The sequence below is a fragment of the Streptomyces sp. JL2001 genome (genome assembly GCF_050917515.1).
Lineage (GTDB): Bacteria > Actinomycetota > Actinomycetes > Streptomycetales > Streptomycetaceae > Streptomyces.
Genome location: NZ_CP169421.1, coordinates 2588533 through 2604816 on the forward strand (window position 1 = coordinate 2588533; position 16284 = coordinate 2604816).

The following is a 16284-nucleotide window of genomic DNA, read 5'->3' on the forward strand; positions in this document are numbered from 1 at the left end:
TGCCGATTCTAGTCAACTACGTTGCTCAGATCGGCAGTTCACCGGGTGCCTGCCCCCGGTGGTCCGCCGGCGGTCGTTCCATCGCTTCGATAAGGAGGCCTGATCCGGAGCGCATTGTTGCCCCCTCCCCGTCGCCCTAGCGTGAACGGAAACGTCAGCCGTATTCGGACTGACCGAAGGAGGCGAAATGAAGTTCGGGGTATATCCGGCCTACATCGGTGGCCAGGACATCACCGGCGACAATCCGCAGTTCGTGCACACCGTGACGGCCCGTGCCCTGATCGAGGACACCTTCCCCAGCCTGCGTCTCAAGCGCGACCTCGATCTGGGGATCGTCAGTCCGGATACGGCCGGGGAACAGGTCGTCGGAGCTTGTGTGGTGGCCGACGAGAGCATGGCGCAGCAGGCGCTGGAGGCGGCCGCACGCGCAGCCGCCGAGTGGCGTCTGGTGCCGCTGGAGCGGCGTCTGGAGGTGGGGCGGCGCATCGGTGAGCGGCTTCTGGAGCACCGTGCGCCGCTCGTCGAGATCCTGGTCGCGGAAGGGACTCCCCGGGACGCGGCCGAGGGAATGCTCACCGGAATTCCGTTCACCAGCTGGAGCAAGGAGACGCTCGAATGGTGCGCGGAGCAATTGGAGTTCCGGCGCCGTGACGGCGAGCGGGAGATGATTCTGCGGCGCCTTCCCGACGGCGTCGTGTGCATCAACCCGCCGCAGAACGCGGCGACCGTGAACGCGCTGAACGGCCTCACCGCCCTGCTCGCCGGCAACACCGTGGTGGTGCGGGCGCCGCGCGGCGTCGCGCTCAGCTGCATGTACGCGATGCGCGAGGTCGTGGCCCCGGTGCTGGAGGAGATGGGCGCGCCGGCCGGTACGGTCAACGCGTTCTGCGGGGCGCCGATGCTGGAGACCTGGCTGGCCAGCGAGCACGTCGACGACGTCCTCTACTTCGGCGGCAGCAAGAAGGGCCTGGAGTTCGAGGCCGACGCCGTCGCGGCGGGCAAGAAGCCGATCCTGGAGCTCGCGGGCAACGACTGCTGCGTGGTGTGGCACGACGCCGATCTCGACGCGGCGGTGGAGTCCATCACGCAGTTCTTCCTGAACTCCGGCCAGATCTGCAACGTGCCCAACCAGGTCGTCGCCCACCCGGCGATCGCCGACGAGCTGATCGCCCGGGTCGTCGAGGCCACGGCCGAGATCAGGCCCGGCTTCCCCGACGAGCCCGGTGTGGTGCTCACCCCGGTGCTCGGCGTCGACTGGTTCTACGGCTGCCTCGGCGAGGCGCTCGCCAAGGGCGCGAAGCTCGTGCACGGCGGACGCCGGCTGGAGGTGGACGGGACGCCGTCGAACACGGGGTTCTTCGTCGAGCCGACCGTCGTCCGGGTCGACGGGATGCGGGGTGCCCGGTCCCTCTCCGTCGTACGCGACGAGACCTTCTTCCCGCTGCTGCCGATCATCGTGCCGGAGGCCGGTTCCTCGGACGAGGAGCTGCTGGCCGAGGTGCTCGAGTTCGTCAACTCGAACGCGTACGGCCTGCGCAACTCCGTCTGGTCCGGCGACCCGGAGATGGTCGGGCGCTTCCTGGACGGCGTCACCAACGCCGGAAACCTGAAGATCAACGACTCGCACAGCGGCTTCGTCCCCTTCCTGCCCAACCAGGGCGGCCCGGGCCTCACCGGCGGGGCCTTCGGAGAGGCGAGCCACCCGATGCTGCGCACCACACGGCTGCAGGGCGTGAGCATCCTGCGCCCGGCATCCGACAAGGAGCATGCGTCATGACCACCCGCGTACTGAAGGTCACGGTGCCGGCGACGGCCGCCGAGGTGATCGAGCGCCTCGCCGACCAGACGGCTTTCCCCTCGTACGCCGAGGACATCCTGTCCGTCTCCGCCGACGGGGACGCGGCCGGTGCGGGAGACGGGAGCGGGGGCGGGGACGGGCGGCAGGCCTGGGTGCTCGCCTTCCGCGGCGGTACGGCCGGCTGGGTCCAGGACGTCCGGCGCACCGGTCCGGCGGGCGACGGTTCGCACCGGATCGCCTTCGAGCAGGTCAGCGGGGACTTCCAGGAGTTCAAGGGGTCCTGGACGAGCACCGATGTCCCCGGCGGCGGCAGCGAGGTCGCCTTCGAGATCAGCTACCGCACGAGCGTGCCCCATCTCGCCGGCGCGATCGACTCGGCCGTCGGGCACGTCCTGGTCCGCAGCGCGCACCAGGTCGTCACCGCCGTCGCCGGCGGTCCCGTGCGGGTCACCGACGGCCACTACCACCTCGGCGACCCCACCGAGCACCTCCGGCAGTCCTGACCACGCCGGTCGGCGGACCGGACCCAGCACCTCCGGCAGTCCTGACCCCACCGGTCGGCAGCACCGACCGGTCTCGGCCCACAAGGAGAAGCACACACCATGGAGAACGTCTGCATCATCGGAGCGGGCTGGTCGGGACTCGCCGCCTGCCAGGTCCTGCACGAACGCGGGATCCCCTTCGACGCGTACGAAGCCGGCTCCCAGGTCGGCGGCAACTGGCGCTACCTCAACGACAACGGGATGTCCTCGGGTTACCGCTCCCTGCACATCAACACGTCGAAGAAGCTGTCGGAGTACCGCAGTTACCCGATGCCGAAGGACTACCCGCACTACCCGGACCACGTCCAGATCGCCCGCTACCTGGACGACTACGTCGACCACTTCGGCTTCCGCGAGGCGATCGCCTTCCGCACCCTGGTCACCCACGTGGAGCCCGCCGAGGGCGGCGGCTGGACCGTCACGGCGCGCCACCGCGACACCGGCGAGGAGACCGTGCGCCACTACGGCTCGGTGATCGTGGCCAACGGCCACCACTGGGACCCGCGCGACCCCGAGCCCGCGTTCCCCGGCGCGGACGGCTTCACCGGCACCCAGATCCACTCGCACTACTACAAGGTCCCCGACGAGTACGCCGGGAAGCGGGTGCTCGTCCTCGGCTTCGGCAACTCGGCCTCGGACATCGCGGTGGAGACCTCCACCGTCTCGGAGCGCACGTTCCTGTCCATCCGGACCGGCGGCTACGTCTTCCCGAAGTTCATGTTCGGCAAGCCGGGCGACGACATGATCAGCCCCTTCATCACCCGGGTCATGCCTCGCGAGACGCAGCGCTGGGTGATGGCCGCGCTGCTGCGCATGACGATCGGCAAGGTCACCGACTTCGGCCTGCCCGAGCCGGGCCACAAGCTGTTCAACTCGCACCCGACCGTCTCGGAGTCGCTGCTCCCCCGCCTCGGCCACGGCGGCCTGTCCGTCAAGCCGAACGTCTCCCACTTCGACGGCGACACCGTGCACTTCACCGACGGCAGCAGCGAGGTGATCGACGCGGTCATCTACAGCACCGGCTACAAGGTCAGCTTCCCGTTCCTGGACGAGTCCGTGATGGCCCCGACGGACAACGACGTCTCCCTCTTCCACCGGGTGGTCGACCCGCAGCACTCCGGTCTGTACTTCGTCGGCCTCTTCCAGCCGCTGGGCGCGACCACGGTGCTCGCCGAGGCGCAGTCGCACTGGGTGGCGGACCTGCTCCAGGGCCGGGCGGCCCTGCCGTCGGTGGAGAAGATGCGCCGCGAGATCACCCGGTACAAGGAGAAGCTCGCCAAGCGCTACATCACCTCCAAGCGCCACACGATGCAGGTGGACCACTACCCGTACCTGGCCGAGCTGCGCGGGGTGCGGCGCCGCGGCGCCCGGCTGGCGAAGAAGGGGCGCGGCGCGGCCGTGGAGCCGTCGCTCGTCGACTACCGCCCCGAGGAGGTGTCGATCCGGATCGACGCCGCCCCCGAGGTGGTGTGGGACCTGATCAGCGACGTGACGCGGATGGGGCAGTGGAGCCCGGAGTGCCGTCGCTGCTACTGGCGCGGCTCGAAGCGCGGGGTCGGCGCGCGCTTCATCGGGATCAACCGGCGGGGCCGGGTCTTCTGGATCACCTCCAACACGGTCGAGCAGTCGGAGCGCGGCAAGTCCTTCGCGTTCCACACCACGACCAACGGGGTGCGCTGGGGCTACCGGCTGGAACGGGACGGGCGGGGCGGCACGCTGCTCACCGAGGTGTGGGACGTCTCCGGGCAGAACGCGGGCCAGCGCAAGCGCACGGCGTCCTTCGCCGAGATGATGCTGGGCGGCTACGAGAACCACACCGAGGAGCTGCGCGAGGGCATGCGCAGGACGCTGGAGCGCGTCAAGGCGGAGGCGGAGGCCCAGGGCCGGCCGCTCAACGCCGTACCGGACGCGGAGCGGTCCACCACGGCGACCGCCGCGGCCGCGGAGCGGAGCGTGGAGGTGGACACGGCCGCATGACGACGGACGACAACCTGCGCTGCGCCTCGGTCGAGGAGTTCACCGCCTGGATGGAGGCGCACCACGCGACGGCGGAGGAGGTGTGGCTCGCCCTGCCGAAGAAGGGCACGCCGGTGCCGTCGGTCACCCGGTCCGAAGCCCTGGACGTGGCGCTCTGCTACGGCTGGATCGACGGCAAGGCGTTCTCGGGGAACGTGCCGGACGGCTGGTGGGCGCAGCGCTTCTCGCCCCGCAAGCGCCGCAGTCCCTGGTCGCGGATCAACTGCGCCAAGGTGGGGAAGCTGGAGTCCGCCGGCCGGATGCGGCCGGCGGGCCTGGTTCAGGTCGAGCTGGCGAAGGCCGACGGACGGTGGGCCGCCGCGTACGCGCCCCAGAGCACCGCGGAGGTCCCGTCGGACCTGCGGGCGGCACTGGACGCGGCGCCGGGTGCGGCGGCCGCCTTCGAGGCGCTGAGCCGGAGCAACCGCTACCAGATCCTTCTCCAGGTGGAGAAGGCCGTGCGGCCGTAGACCCGGGCCCGGCGGATCGCCGGGTACGTCGATCGGCTCGCGGCGGGCGACCCGCCGCAGGGGCCCCGGAAGGGGGCCTGAGCCCACGGTCCGGGCGCGCCCGCCGGCCACCGCGGCCGCTTCCCCGTCGCCGTCGGGCGCCCGCTCCCCCGTCGCCGTCGGGCGCGGCCGGACCCGCCCCCGCGGTGAGCGATGTGGTCAGGAGCGAGGGCTTCCGCGGCGGCGACCGTGTCCGTACCGACCCGCTGACCTGGGAGGACACCGTCAACAAAGGTCGATTATCCGCCAATTCGCCCTTCCCCCAGTAGCATTCACCTCGCGAACGGGCCTCACGGGGGGTCCGTGAGGGGGGACTTACTGTGATCCGAGTGCTGCTCGCGGACGACATGCTGATGCTGCGGCGGGCCCTGGTATCGCTGCTGGAGCTGGAGGACGGCATCGAGGTGGTCGGTGAGGCGGACAACGGGGACCGGGTGCTCCCGGTCGCGTTGGAGACCCGGCCCGATGTGGCGGTCCTGGACATCGACATGCCCGGCATCGACGGCATCCGGGCCGCGGAGCTGCTCAGCCGGGAACTGCCGGCCTGCAGGACGATCATCCTGACCAGCCTCGGCAGGCCGGGGAACCTGCGTCGGGCGCTGGAGGCCAAGGTGTCGGGGTTCCTGCTCAAGGACGCCGACCCGACCCGGCTCGCCGCCGCGATCCACCAGGTGGTCGCCGGGGAGCAGGTCGTGGACCCGCAGCTCGCGCTGGCCACGCTGCAGACCGGTGGCAGTCCGCTGAGCGCCCGGGAGAGCGAGGTGCTGCGCCTGGCGGCCCAGGGCCTGGACGCGCCGGAGATCGCGCGGAAGCTCTTCCTGTCCGCCGGGACCGTGCGCAACTACCTGACCACGGTGGTGACGAAGCTCAACGCCCGCAACCGCATGGACGCGGTCCGCATCGCCCGGGACGCCGGCTGGCTCTGACGGATCCCCCTCAGCCCTCCGCGGGCGCGAGGTCCGGTCCGGCGTCCTCGGCGGCGGTGGCCGGGGCGTCCTCCGCCGGGGCCGTTCCGGTGGCGGCCTGGACCGGGAGGTCCACCGCGAGTTCGAACCAGCCGTCCGGGCGGACACGGCAGGAGAGCTGCCCGCCCAGCGCCTCGGCGCGGATGGCGAGGCTGCGCAGTCCGACGCCGCCCGTGACGCCCTCGCCCTCGGGGCAGTGGGAGGCGTCGCGGTCGCGCAGACCGTCGTTGGAGATGCACAGCCGGACGGTCCCGTCCTCGTGCCGCGCCTCGATGACGCAGTGCTGCGCCTTGCTGTGCCGCAGCAGGTTCGTCACGCCCTCGCGCAGCACGGTCGCGAGGACCGTGTCGACGGAGGCGTGCAGCGGTTCCTGGGTGACGCGGATGTCGGTGCGGATGCCCACCGCGCGCAGCAGCGAACCGGCCGACTCCACCTCGCGGTTGAGGTTCATCTGGACGTAGCTGCTGGCCACCGAGCGGACGTCGGTGAGGGCCTGGCGGGCGGTCTGGACGATCTCGGTGATCTCCATCTCGGCGCGCTCGGGCGCCACCCGTACGAGCCGGTGGGCGAGTTCGCACTTGAGCGTGATGGTGGAGAGGCTGAAACCGAGCAGGTCGTGCAGGTCGCGTGCGAAGCGGAGACGTTCCTGCGTGACGGCCAGCCGGACCAGTTCCTCGCGCGCCGCCTGCACTTCGCGGATCAGGCCGGACAGCCGGCTGAGGCCGTAGACCACCAGGCCGGTGAGCATGGTGGCGACCGTGTTGTAGGCGAGCTGGCCGACCCCGTACCCGACGGCGAACTGCACGACGCCGGTGGCGACGATGACCGCGGCGAAGGCCGCCCAGCCGACGGCCGACCTCAGCACGAGCAGGGAGGACGCGGCCAGGAATCCCGGCATGCCCAGCCAGGCGGCACCGAACAGGGCGAACGGGGCGAAGGTGAGGACGGCCTGGAAGGCGAGGGTCGCCCGCCGGTAACGGGCCGCCCGCGGTATCCAGTCGGGGAACGAATGGCTGAGCTGGACGGAGAGCAGCATCAGCATCAGGACGCCGCACAAAACGAGTTCACCCGCTCCGAAACCGCCGCGCACCGCGTAGGTCAGGGCGACGGCGAAGAAGCAGAGGATGACGACGACGGTGATGGTCCCGGCGACGCGCGGCGCCAACTCACCGCCCTCGGTGACCCGATGAGTGAGAAATGCGTCTGAATCGGCGGGGCGTGACCATCGCACAGGGGCTCCCTACTCGACTGCGTTTTCGCACGGGAAGTGCAGCATAGGCGGAGTAGGTGACGTACCGGGACGGTATCTCCGGTCAAGGGCGTCTCGTGGCGGCTCCGCCGGACTCGGCCGAAACCGCTCCGGTCGGCACGGCGGCCAGGACGAACTCGCCGACGCCCGACTCGGCGCGCCAGTCGAGTCCGAAGGCGCGGGCGGAGGTCGCGGTGTCGCCGAACGCCAGGGCGCACGGGCCGATGCCCATGGCGGTGGAGACCAGGTAGAGCGTCTGCTGGAGCGCTCCGACCTCCTTGAGCAGCACGCTGTAGGCGATGCCGGGGAAGGCGACGTTCATCCGCCGGAAGCGGGCGGTCATGCTGATCAGGACGGGCGGTTCCTCGTTCAGTCCGGCGTTGGCGCCGGCCTCCTCCAGCAGCGCGTCGACCAAGGCCGGATCCGTGCGCAGCGGGAAGAGGGTGTGGGCGGCCGGATCGTAGTGGTAGGCGCCGCGCGGGAGTTCGCCGGAGCCGGCGACGGTGACGTACAGCTCCAGCGGGTAGACGGAGCCGGCGCTCGGGTAGGGGCGGCCGGCCGCGGGGCGGGCGCGGGCCGTGCGGTACAGCAGCTCGCCCAACTGGGCCAGGGACAGCGGGAGTCCGCCGTCGGCGCGGACCGACCGGCGGGACTCGAGGACGGTGGTGAGCCGCGGGTCGCGGGCGAGGACGAGGTCGAGGTCGGGCACCGGGAGGACCAGGGGCACCGCGTCGGAGTCCGGGTGCTCCCGGGCGTCCTTCGGCGCCTCGGCCGTCCCGCCGGCCAGTCCGAGCGGCTCGTCGTGCAGGCCGGGCCTGCTGCGGTTGTGCAGCATCAGCTCGCGCGGCGACCAGTGCTCCAGCGCGGGGTCGCGGTCCTCGGCGAAGGCGAGGGGGTGGGGGTGGGACTCCGGGTTCCACGGACCGTCCGCCGGGCCCGTGACGGCGTCCCGGCCCGCGCCGGGGGCCGCCGCGCGCGCGGCGTCGGGGCCCGCGGCGCCGGCCGGGTCCGCACCGGCGCGGCGGACGGCCGGCACGAGCATGCCCGCCGCCTCCAGGTAGCCGACCGCCGTACGCACGACGTCGAGCGGCACGTCGAGCAGCCGGGCCGTCTCGCGGACCGAGGCGGGACGGACGTAACAGCTGACCAGCCACATGGCCTGCGCGGTGTGCAGCAGCACCCGGTGCGAGCTGAGCGGCGATTCGAGCACCATGTCGTGGGATCCGACGCGCAGGGTGGCGAACCGGGAGAGCCGGTGGACGCCGTCCGGGGCGGCCGACCGCGGGGTGAAGCGGGCCTCGCGCACGATCGGCACGACGGACATCTGCTCGGTGCCGTCGGCGAGCGCGAGGGTACGGATCACGGCGTGCCGCACCGCCTCCAGGGTGGAGCGCAGTGCGGCACGGCGAGGGTCTCCCGGCAGCGAGCGGGTGTCGCTGAAGCCGGGCAGGACGTTGTCGAGCGACACCGGGCCGTACGTCATGCGTTCGAGGGCCCGGGAGACCACCGGGTCGGCCATGGGGAGCCGGATCTCGTCCCAGCGGGTGCTGACCAGGCCCGTCCCGGGGTCGTCCGCCACCGTCTCCACCGTGGTGTCCTCACGGAGCGACCAGAGTTCGATGAGCCGGGTGTCCCGCGGTGCGGGCGGAGCGGAAGACTTCATGACCGGGACCTCACGGGTGGCGCGACGGTGTCACAGGAAGAGCGGGACCGGGTTGAGGTCCTCGTAGCGGGTCGGGGTGGCGAGGCGGCCCAGCCGGACCGGTACGTCGAAGAGCCGGCCGGGGGCGAAGCGGGTCCAGAAGGTGCGCAGTCCGGGCACGATCACCTTGACGACGGGGAGACCGATGTCGGCCCTGGTCTGGTCGAGTACCAGGAGCTCGCTGCCGAGTCCCCGGGCGAGCGCCTCGGCGGCGGCCACGTCGTCGGCCAGGTCGGTGCGCGGGGTGTACGGGAAGTCGGCGGGGGTGCGGTCGGGGCCGGCGGGCAGCAGATAGGGCTGGTTGATGGTGGTGGCGGTGCGCCACCAGTGCAGCGGCACCGGGTCGTCGCAGGTGTAGCCGGCGCCGTCGGCCGTGACGTTCACGACGGGCGGCAGCATCTGGTTGACCTCGGCGACGGCGCGCCGCAGGGCGATCCGGGGGTCGAAGTGGGCGCCGAACCCCAGGGTGATGTCCTCGGCGGGCTTGTCGGTGCGGCGGGACAGCGCGGCGAAGACCGGGACGCCGAGGTCGCTGGTGAGGTCGAGGACCCAGAGTTCGCGGTCCAGTTCGGTGTGCGCGGCCCGGGTCGCCTCGATCCAGGAGTCGCCGAAGGAGGCGAGGTCGACGCCGGGCTGCCGGGTGCGGTTGTACCACCACAGGGCGACGGCGTCGCGTTCGACGAGTTCCAGGAACCCCTGCACGATGGCGTCCTCACGGGAGCTGCCCGCGGCGGTGCCGTTGGAGTGCGCGGAGAAGAAGCCGGAGGGGCAGGGGGTGTCGTAGTAGAGCATCGAGGTGGGCAGCAGCCGGTGGCGGTCCGCGGTCAGGGACCAGACCGGGGTCCAGTCGACGGGGGTGTCCTCGTCGAAGGGGGCGCAGACCCGGTGGGCCGGGGGGTGTTCGGCGTTCCAGGTGGCCCGGTCGGGGAACTGGCGGGGGTCGAAGAGCTGGACGGTGTCGGGGTGGACGGCCCGCTCGGCGACCTCGCGGTAGGACGCCCGCAGGGTGGGTTCGTCGCCCTGGCGGTAGCCGCTGTGGCGTTCGACGGCCTCGCACAGGGCGCTGACCTGGGCCTGCAGCGGGGTGGTGCCCTTGCCGGAGCTGTGGCTCCGCAGGCCGGCGCGCACCGCGGCGAGGCCGGTGGGCGAGGTGGCCGGGTTGTGTCCGGAGTGGAAGCAGTTGAGGAAGCCGGGGTCGCGCCGGTCGCGGCGGACCTCCTTGACCACACCGGTCAGTTCGTCGACGAGGTGTCCGTACCGTTCGAGCATCTCCTCGGGGGTGAGGGAGCGCTCCCCGGTGCCGGTGCCGGACTTGGGGCGGCTGACCGGGCGGACGGGGGCCCAGATGCGGCGTGCGGTCACCTCGGGGTCTCCGCAGGTGGGGCACTGTGGGCGTCTTCGAACGGGGTGGTGGCGGCCGGCGAGGGTGAGGGTGTCCATGGTCCACAGGGAGCTCTGGCCGGAGTGGCGGTGTCCGGCCATCCACTTGACGGCTTCGAGGCAGGCGAGGTGCAGTCCGACGGCGCGGCCGGCGGCCAGGCCGGAGGGGGGCACGCTGACGGGGCGGCCGAGTGCCCGGCCGAGGTAGGTCTCCGCGGGGCGGTTGCGGCGCAGCGGCTCGGCGAGGCACTGCCAGCAGGGACCTTCGTCGGGCTGGAACACGGGCCCGATCCAGGGCTGTTCGCCGGTGAGGCGGACGGGGAGCCAGGGGGTGCCGGATGCGCGGTACGCGGTGTCCAGGTCGGCCAGCGCGGGGTCGAGGTAGCTGTCGCACAGGACGACGGCCAGGCCGGGTGTCTCGGTGTCGGTGCCGGTGCGGTGGATGCGCAGGCCGGCGGCGGCGAGGGCGGCGCGGAGTTCCTCGGTGCCGGGGCCGGCTTCGGAGCCGGTGCCGATGCCCACGACGGTGGCGCTGCCGGTACGGCGTGCGGCCTCGTCGCCGTCCACTCCGGCCAGTTCCCAGAAGGCCTCGCCCGAGCCGGCGGTGGTGGTGTCCGGTGCCCGGTGGGTGAGGAGGCCGGTTCCGAGGAGCCGGGTGACGACCTGGCGTACCTGGTCGGCGGGGAGGGTGCCGGCGGCGTCGGCGATCAGTCGGTCGAGGGTGCGGGTGCCGTCCAGGAGCGGGGCGAGAGTGGTGACGCAGGATCCACGCAGCGCGGTGACTCCGCGCTCGGAGATGAGGAACACGCCCTCTCCGGGGACGACTTCGGCCTTCAGATGAGGCTTGAACCCGAGTCCGTTCGTGGTGCCCTGGCGATGTGCCACCGTGTTTCCCCCTGTCTGGTGTGCGGCCTGTGGACGGTCGGTGTCGCGGTTGCCGTGTCGTGCGGGGTGGAGCGGGCTACTCGGCGAGCAGGTCGCCCGTCCAGCAGATGCAGGTGCCGGGCTGGTACTGCTCGACGACCGCTCCGCCGAAGTCCTCGATGACCAGGTCCTCGACGACGGGGGCGGCGGTGGCGGCGGTGGTGATGTTGAGGTTCATGTCGGCCCTTCCGGTGGTGTGTTCCTGCTGACGGGGAAGAGTCTGCTGGTCCGCCGGAAGGGCCGACAGTGCCTGTGTCACCGGGCCGACGTGAAGTTCTCATGGTCATCTCGCGAGGGCGTCACACCCCTTCCGCGGCGGTCGGGCCGTCCGCCATTCCGGCGGTCAGGGTGGCGCCGTCGACGGGGTCGACGAGCAGGAACGATCCCGTGCGCCGGAAGTCGGCGTAGCCGTCCAGGGCGATCGGTTCGGCGGTGCGCAGGACGATCCGGCCGATGTCGTTGACGCCGAGCGTGTCGGTGCCGGGGCGCTCGGACAGGTCCTCCAGGTCGAGCCGTGAGGAGATCTCCACGACGACGGCCCGCACGGTGCGGGTGGTGTGCCGCAGCAGCACCTGGCGGCCGGCGTACAGCGGCTGTTCGCCGAGGTGGCAGACGGTCGCGGTGAGGCGCCGGACGGCGTGGGGCGCGGAGACGGCCGGGGCGATCAGGTCGCCGCGGGAGATGTCGAGGTCGTCGGTGAGCCGTACGGTCACGGACTGCGGCGCCCAGGCGGTGTCGGTGGTGGTGCCGTCCAGGGTGTCGATGGCGGCGACGGTGCTGACGCCGCCGGACGGCAGGGCCGTGATCCGGTCGCCGACCCGCAGCACGCCGGAGGTGATCTGGCCGGCGTAGCCCCGGTAGTCGGGGTGCGCCGCGGTGCCGGGGCGGATCACGTACTGGACCGGCAGGCGGGCGGTCTCGGTGCGGGGATCGGCGCCGACCGGCACCGACTCCAGGTGCTCCAGGACGGTGGGTCCGGCGTACCAGTCCATGCGCTCGGAGGGGCGTACGACGTTGTCGCCGGCGAGGGCCGAGATCGGGATGGCGGTCACGCGCTCGACGCCGAGCGCCGCGGCGCACGCGGAGAAGGCGGCCGCGGTGCGGGCGAACACCTCCTCGGAGCAGTCCACCAGGTCCATCTTGTTCACCACGAGGGTGACGTGGCGGATGCGGAGCAGGGCGGCGACGGCCAGGTGGCGGCGGGTCTGTTCGACGACGCCGTTGCGGGCGTCGACCAGGACGAGGGCGAGGTCGGCGGTGGAGGCGCCGGTGACCATGTTGCGGGTGTACTGCACATGGCCGGGGGTGTCGGCGAGGATGAACCGGCGGTGGGTGGTGGCGAAGTAGCGGTAGGCGACGTCGATGGTGATGCCCTGCTCGCGTTCGGCGCGCAGGCCGTCGGTGAGGAGGGCCAGGTCGGGTGCTTCCTGGCCGCGGGAGCGGGAGGCGTGCTCGACGGCCTCCAGCTGGTCGGCGAGGACGGACTTGGAGTCGTGCAGCAGCCGGCCCACCAGGGTGGACTTGCCGTCGTCGACGGAGCCGGCGGTGGCGAACCGGAGGGTGTCCACGGCGGTGCGCGGACCGGCGGCGCGGGCTGCGCCGTTCGGCGCTTCGGTGATGTTCACGGCTAGAAGTACCCTTCGCGTTTGCGGTCTTCCATGGCCGCCTCGGACATCTTGTCGTCGGCGCGGGTGGCGCCCCGCTCGGTGAGCCGGGAGGCGGCGATCTCGTCGATCACGGACTCGACGGTGGCGGCGGTGGACTCGACGGCGCCGGTGCAGGACATGTCGCCGACGGTGCGGTAGCGGACCCGGCGGGTCTCCAGTCGTTCGCCCTCGCGCGGGCCGCCCCAGTCGCCGGGGGCGAGCCACATGCCGTGGCGGGAGAAGACCTCGCGTTCGTGGGCGTAGTAGATCTCGGGCAGGGCGATGTCCTCGCGCTGGATGTACTGCCAGACGTCGAGTTCGGTCCAGTTGGACAGGGGGAAGACGCGGACGTGTTCGCCGGGGGCGTGGCGGCCGTTGTAGAGGGACCACAGCTCGGGGCGCTGGCGGCGGGGGTCCCAGGCGCCGAACTCGTCGCGCAGGGAGAAGACGCGTTCCTTGGCGCGGGCCTTCTCCTCGTCGCGTCGGCCGCCGCCGAAGACGGCGTCGTAGCGGCCGGTGGTGATCGCGTCGAGGAGGGGGACGGTCTGGAGGGGGTTGCGGGTGCCGTCGGGGCGTTCGCGCAGCCGGCCGTCGTCGATGAAGTCCTGCACGGAGGCGACGTGCAGGCGCAGCCCGTGGCGGGCCACCGTGCGGTCGCGGTACTCCAGGACCTCGGGGAAGTTGTGCCCGGTGTCGACGTGGAGCAGGGAGAAGGGCAGCGGTGCGGGGGCGAAGGCCTTCAGCGCCAGATGGAGCATGACGATGGAGTCCTTGCCACCGGAGAACAGGATCACCGGCCGCTCGAACTCGCCCGCGACCTCACGGAAGATGTGCACCGCCTCGGACTCGACGGCGTCGAGGTGGGAGAGCCCGTAGGCGTCCCCGGTGTGGACGGCGGGCAGCGACGGGGCTGCGAACGGGGTGACCGTCGTGGCGGTCATGCCGCGCTCCTTTCGTTTGCGGTGGCCGGGGCTGTCTCGCTCACAGCAGGCCCCGGGCGGACAGCAGGGCGAGCAGCTCCTGCGCGGAATCGGTGACGGACTGGGTCTGGGAGTGGATCCTCAGGTCGGGTGCGGTGGGCTCCTCGTACGGGTCGTCGACGCCGGTCAGGCCGCTGATCTCGCCGGCCGCCTGGCGGGCGTACAGGCCCTTGACGTCGCGCCGGGAGCACACCGACAGCGGGGTGGCGACGTGCACCTCCAGGAAGTCGGTGCCGCTGTCGCGGTGCCAGGAGCGCACCAGGTCGCGGGACTCGGCGTAGGGGGCGATGACCGGTACGAGGACCGTGATGCCGTTGCGGGCGAGGACCTGGGCGACGCGGCCGATGCGTTCGACGTTGCTGTGCCGGTCGGCGCGGGTGTAGCCGAGGCCGGCCGAGAAGGTCTGGCGCAGCTCGTCGCCGTCGAGGACCTCGACGCGCCGGCCGCGGGCGCGCAGCAGGTCGGCCGCGGCGTTCGCGATCGTGGTCTTGCCGGCGCTGGGCAGGCCGGTGAGCCAGAGCGTCGATCCGGGGTAGCAGGTGCAGTGGACGGCGGGGGCCGCGAGGTCGTGCCCGGGGGCGGCCGTCAGGACGGTCACATCAAGCTCCATTCTCGGACCGCGGCGGTCAGCAGGCGCTGGGCGCGCCGGAACTCGTCCGCGTGGAGGTGTTCGTCGGGGGTGTGGTCGAGCTTGGCGTCACCGGGGCCGTAGGCGACCATGGGGACGCCGCGCCAGGTGGTGGCCAGCGTGTTCATGTCGCTGCTGCCCTTCTTCATGAGGTAACGGGGCGTCACCTCGGCTGCGGCGAAGGCACGTTGGAACGCCTTGACGAGCGGGCTGGTGCGTCGCGTGGTCACTCCGGGGGTGGCCCGCAGGACGTCGAAGCGGACGGGTTCGACGGCCAGCGCCCGCAGGGCGGCCACCGTCTCGTCCACGTCCAGACCCGGCGGGACGCGGACGTCGACCACGGCCTCGCCGGCCTGCGCGTCGCCCTGGTTCAGGGCCCGTACGCCGAGGACGGCGGTCAGCGCGTCGGGGTGGAGGGCGGCGACGGCCGCGGGGACGCCGGCGAGCACCTCGACCATGCGGTCGCCCGCGGTACGGACGCCCTCGCCGGCCGTGTGCCCGGTGGGTTCCCGCACGCTGAAGCGGACCTTGACCAGGCCGTAGTAGCCGAGGGTGAGCGCCTCCGCGCCGCTGGGCTCGCCCACGATCACCGCGTCGGCGGGGTAGGCGTCCCGGACGTGGAAGGCTCCGGCGCCGGTGATCTCCTCCTCCACGGCGCCGACCACGCGCAGTTCCACCCCCTCGGGCGGGTCGAAGTCGGCGAGCGTCTGGAGGTAGGTCACCAGGCTGCCCTTGGCGTCGACCGAGCCGCGCCCGGAGAGGACCTCGCCGTCCCAGCGGACCGGCCAACGGTGCGGGACGGTGTCCAGGTGGCCGAGCATCAGCAGTCGGCGGGGGCCCGCGCCCTTGGTGGCGACCAGGTTGTTCGCGGCGTCGATCTCGGCCTTGATCCCGTGCTCGGCGCACCACTCGGCGAGGAACTCGGCGATCTCCCGCTCGTCGCGGGAGACGGAGGACAGCTCCACCGTGCGGGCGAGGAGGTCGAGGTCGGCGGCGGGCGCCGGGGCCCGCCAGAACCAGGTGGCGCCGGCGGCGGACAGCGTGTGGGGGCCGGTGATCGCCGTGTCGGAGGTCCCCTTGAGGGCGATCTCGGCCGCGCGGACCTTCTGGCGCATGCGGCCCTTGGCGTAGCGCCGTCCCTCCCCCTCGGTGAGGTGGCGCAGGCTGCTGGCGGGGTCGGCCGGGTCGGTGAGCAGTCCGGCGGTGCCGGTGACCAGCCGCAGGTGGTCGGCGTCCAGGGCGAGGGCGGCCTCGGCGGCGAGCACGTCGGCGTCCACGTTGAGCGCGGTGCCGCCCTCGGCGTCGGCGACCGGCGGGGAGAGGCAGACGACGTCGAAGGTGGACAGCAGACCGGTGAGCCGGGGGACGTCCACGGAGCTGACGGTGCCGGCCCGGTGGTCCCGGACCAGGCGGGTCCGGCCGTCCTCCTGGACCCGCATCGGGCCGTTGACGGTCGCCTTGACGAGGGCGCCGGTGCGGGCGACCGCGGCGAAGACGGACAGGCCGCGGCGGGTGAGCTCCTCCTCCACCAGGGGCAGGGTGACCTCTTCGTACGCGGCGACGATGTGCCGCATCTCCTCCGGGGGGCAGTAGCGGATCTCGTCGCCGTTGCGGGAGACCAGGGTGCGGATGTCGCGGCCGATGCGCCGGTAGTGCTCGGCGATGCCGGCCGCTCCCCCGGCGATGACGAGCAGCCGCGCGCCGCGCCGGCTGAGTTCGAGCAGTTCGTCGAAGACCTGGCTGTGCAGCAGTGTGGCGCTGCCCAGCTTGACCACGTAGAGCGCGGCCTCGCGTGAGCTGGCGACTTCCCCGAGGGCTGGCATGGACGGGACTCCTTCGGCTGGTGACGGTGGGCGGGACCCAGGGCGGGCGGGAGCGAGAGGGGACCGGGTGGGGTGGGCGGGCGGAGGTGGTGTCCGGCGAAAGGCCGGGGGCGTACAGGCGG

Annotated in this window: 13 protein-coding genes; 5 read left to right on the forward strand and 8 right to left on the reverse strand. The window is 72.4% G+C overall.

All coding sequences use genetic code 11. From position 1 onward, the window contains the following. Window positions 1-187 precede the first annotated feature (187 nt). The 5 genes from ACE1OA_RS11255 to ACE1OA_RS11275 all read left to right on the forward strand — a co-directional run bounded on the left by ACE1OA_RS11255 (window position 188) and on the right by ACE1OA_RS11275 (window position 5791). Entirely contained in the window at window positions 188-1777 is a 1590-nt protein-coding gene (locus ACE1OA_RS11255) for an aldehyde dehydrogenase family protein (RefSeq protein WP_384869492.1), read from the forward strand. Beyond that, a complete protein-coding gene (locus ACE1OA_RS11260; protein ID WP_384869494.1) occupies window positions 1774-2301 on the forward strand; it encodes an SRPBCC family protein in 528 nt (175 codons plus the stop codon). The genes ACE1OA_RS11255 and ACE1OA_RS11260 overlap by 4 nt, the downstream gene beginning before the upstream one ends. A 99-nt stretch (window positions 2302-2400) precedes the next feature. Then, complete coding sequence (locus tag ACE1OA_RS11265) at window positions 2401-4317, forward strand: NAD(P)-binding domain-containing protein (RefSeq protein WP_384869496.1); 1917 nt, start codon at window positions 2401-2403, stop codon at window positions 4315-4317. Continuing rightward, the gene (locus ACE1OA_RS11270) at window positions 4314-4826 is read left to right on the forward strand and encodes a YdeI/OmpD-associated family protein (RefSeq protein ID WP_432752723.1); all 513 of its coding nucleotides are present in this window, start codon (window positions 4314-4316) and stop codon (window positions 4824-4826) included. Before ACE1OA_RS11265 ends, ACE1OA_RS11270 begins: the two co-directional genes overlap by 4 nt. A 359-nt stretch (window positions 4827-5185) precedes the next feature. Further along, window positions 5186-5791 carry a response regulator transcription factor gene (locus tag ACE1OA_RS11275; protein WP_147980555.1) on the forward strand — a complete coding sequence of 202 codons (606 nt, stop codon included), beginning with the start codon at window positions 5186-5188 and terminating at the stop codon, window positions 5789-5791. A 10-nt stretch (window positions 5792-5801) separates the two neighbouring features. Here ACE1OA_RS11275 and ACE1OA_RS11280 read toward each other — a convergent pair whose 3' ends face one another. The 8 genes from ACE1OA_RS11280 to ACE1OA_RS11315 all read right to left on the reverse strand — a co-directional run bounded on the left by ACE1OA_RS11280 (window position 5802) and on the right by ACE1OA_RS11315 (window position 16162). After that, the gene (locus ACE1OA_RS11280) at window positions 5802-6995 is read right to left on the reverse strand and encodes a sensor histidine kinase (RefSeq protein WP_384869500.1); all 1194 of its coding nucleotides are present in this window, start codon (window positions 6993-6995) and stop codon (window positions 5802-5804) included. 148 nt (window positions 6996-7143) lie between these two features. Beyond that, complete coding sequence (locus ACE1OA_RS11285; RefSeq protein ID WP_432752724.1) at window positions 7144-8742, reverse strand: SagB family peptide dehydrogenase; 1599 nt, start codon at window positions 8740-8742, stop codon at window positions 7144-7146. Window positions 8743-8772: 30 nt separating this feature from the next. Next, complete coding sequence (locus ACE1OA_RS11290) at window positions 8773-11046, reverse strand: TOMM precursor leader peptide-binding protein (protein ID WP_432752725.1); 2274 nt, start codon at window positions 11044-11046, stop codon at window positions 8773-8775. Between the two features lie 76 nt (window positions 11047-11122). Beyond that, window positions 11123-11344, reverse strand: coding sequence for a hypothetical protein (locus tag ACE1OA_RS11295; protein WP_356608416.1), 222 nt, complete (start codon window positions 11342-11344; stop codon window positions 11123-11125). A 40-nt stretch (window positions 11345-11384) separates the two neighbouring features. Next, window positions 11385-12704: a sulfate adenylyltransferase subunit 1 gene (locus ACE1OA_RS11300; RefSeq protein WP_356608514.1), complete on the reverse strand. Its 1320-nt coding sequence runs from the start codon at window positions 12702-12704 to the stop codon at window positions 11385-11387. A gap of 8 nt (window positions 12705-12712) precedes the next feature. Next, window positions 12713-13672, reverse strand: a complete 960-nt coding sequence (cysD, locus tag ACE1OA_RS11305; RefSeq protein WP_384869505.1) for a sulfate adenylyltransferase subunit CysD — start codon at window positions 13670-13672, stop codon at window positions 12713-12715. Between the two features lie 40 nt (window positions 13673-13712). Beyond that, a complete protein-coding gene (gene cysC / locus ACE1OA_RS11310; protein WP_384869507.1) occupies window positions 13713-14309 on the reverse strand; it encodes an adenylyl-sulfate kinase in 597 nt (198 codons plus the stop codon). Then, window positions 14306-16162 (reverse strand): M20/M25/M40 family metallo-hydrolase, encoded by a 1857-nt coding sequence (locus ACE1OA_RS11315; RefSeq protein ID WP_356779872.1) that lies wholly within the window; start codon window positions 16160-16162, stop codon window positions 14306-14308. Before ACE1OA_RS11315 ends, cysC begins: the two co-directional genes overlap by 4 nt. Window positions 16163-16284: the final 122 nt, after the last annotated feature.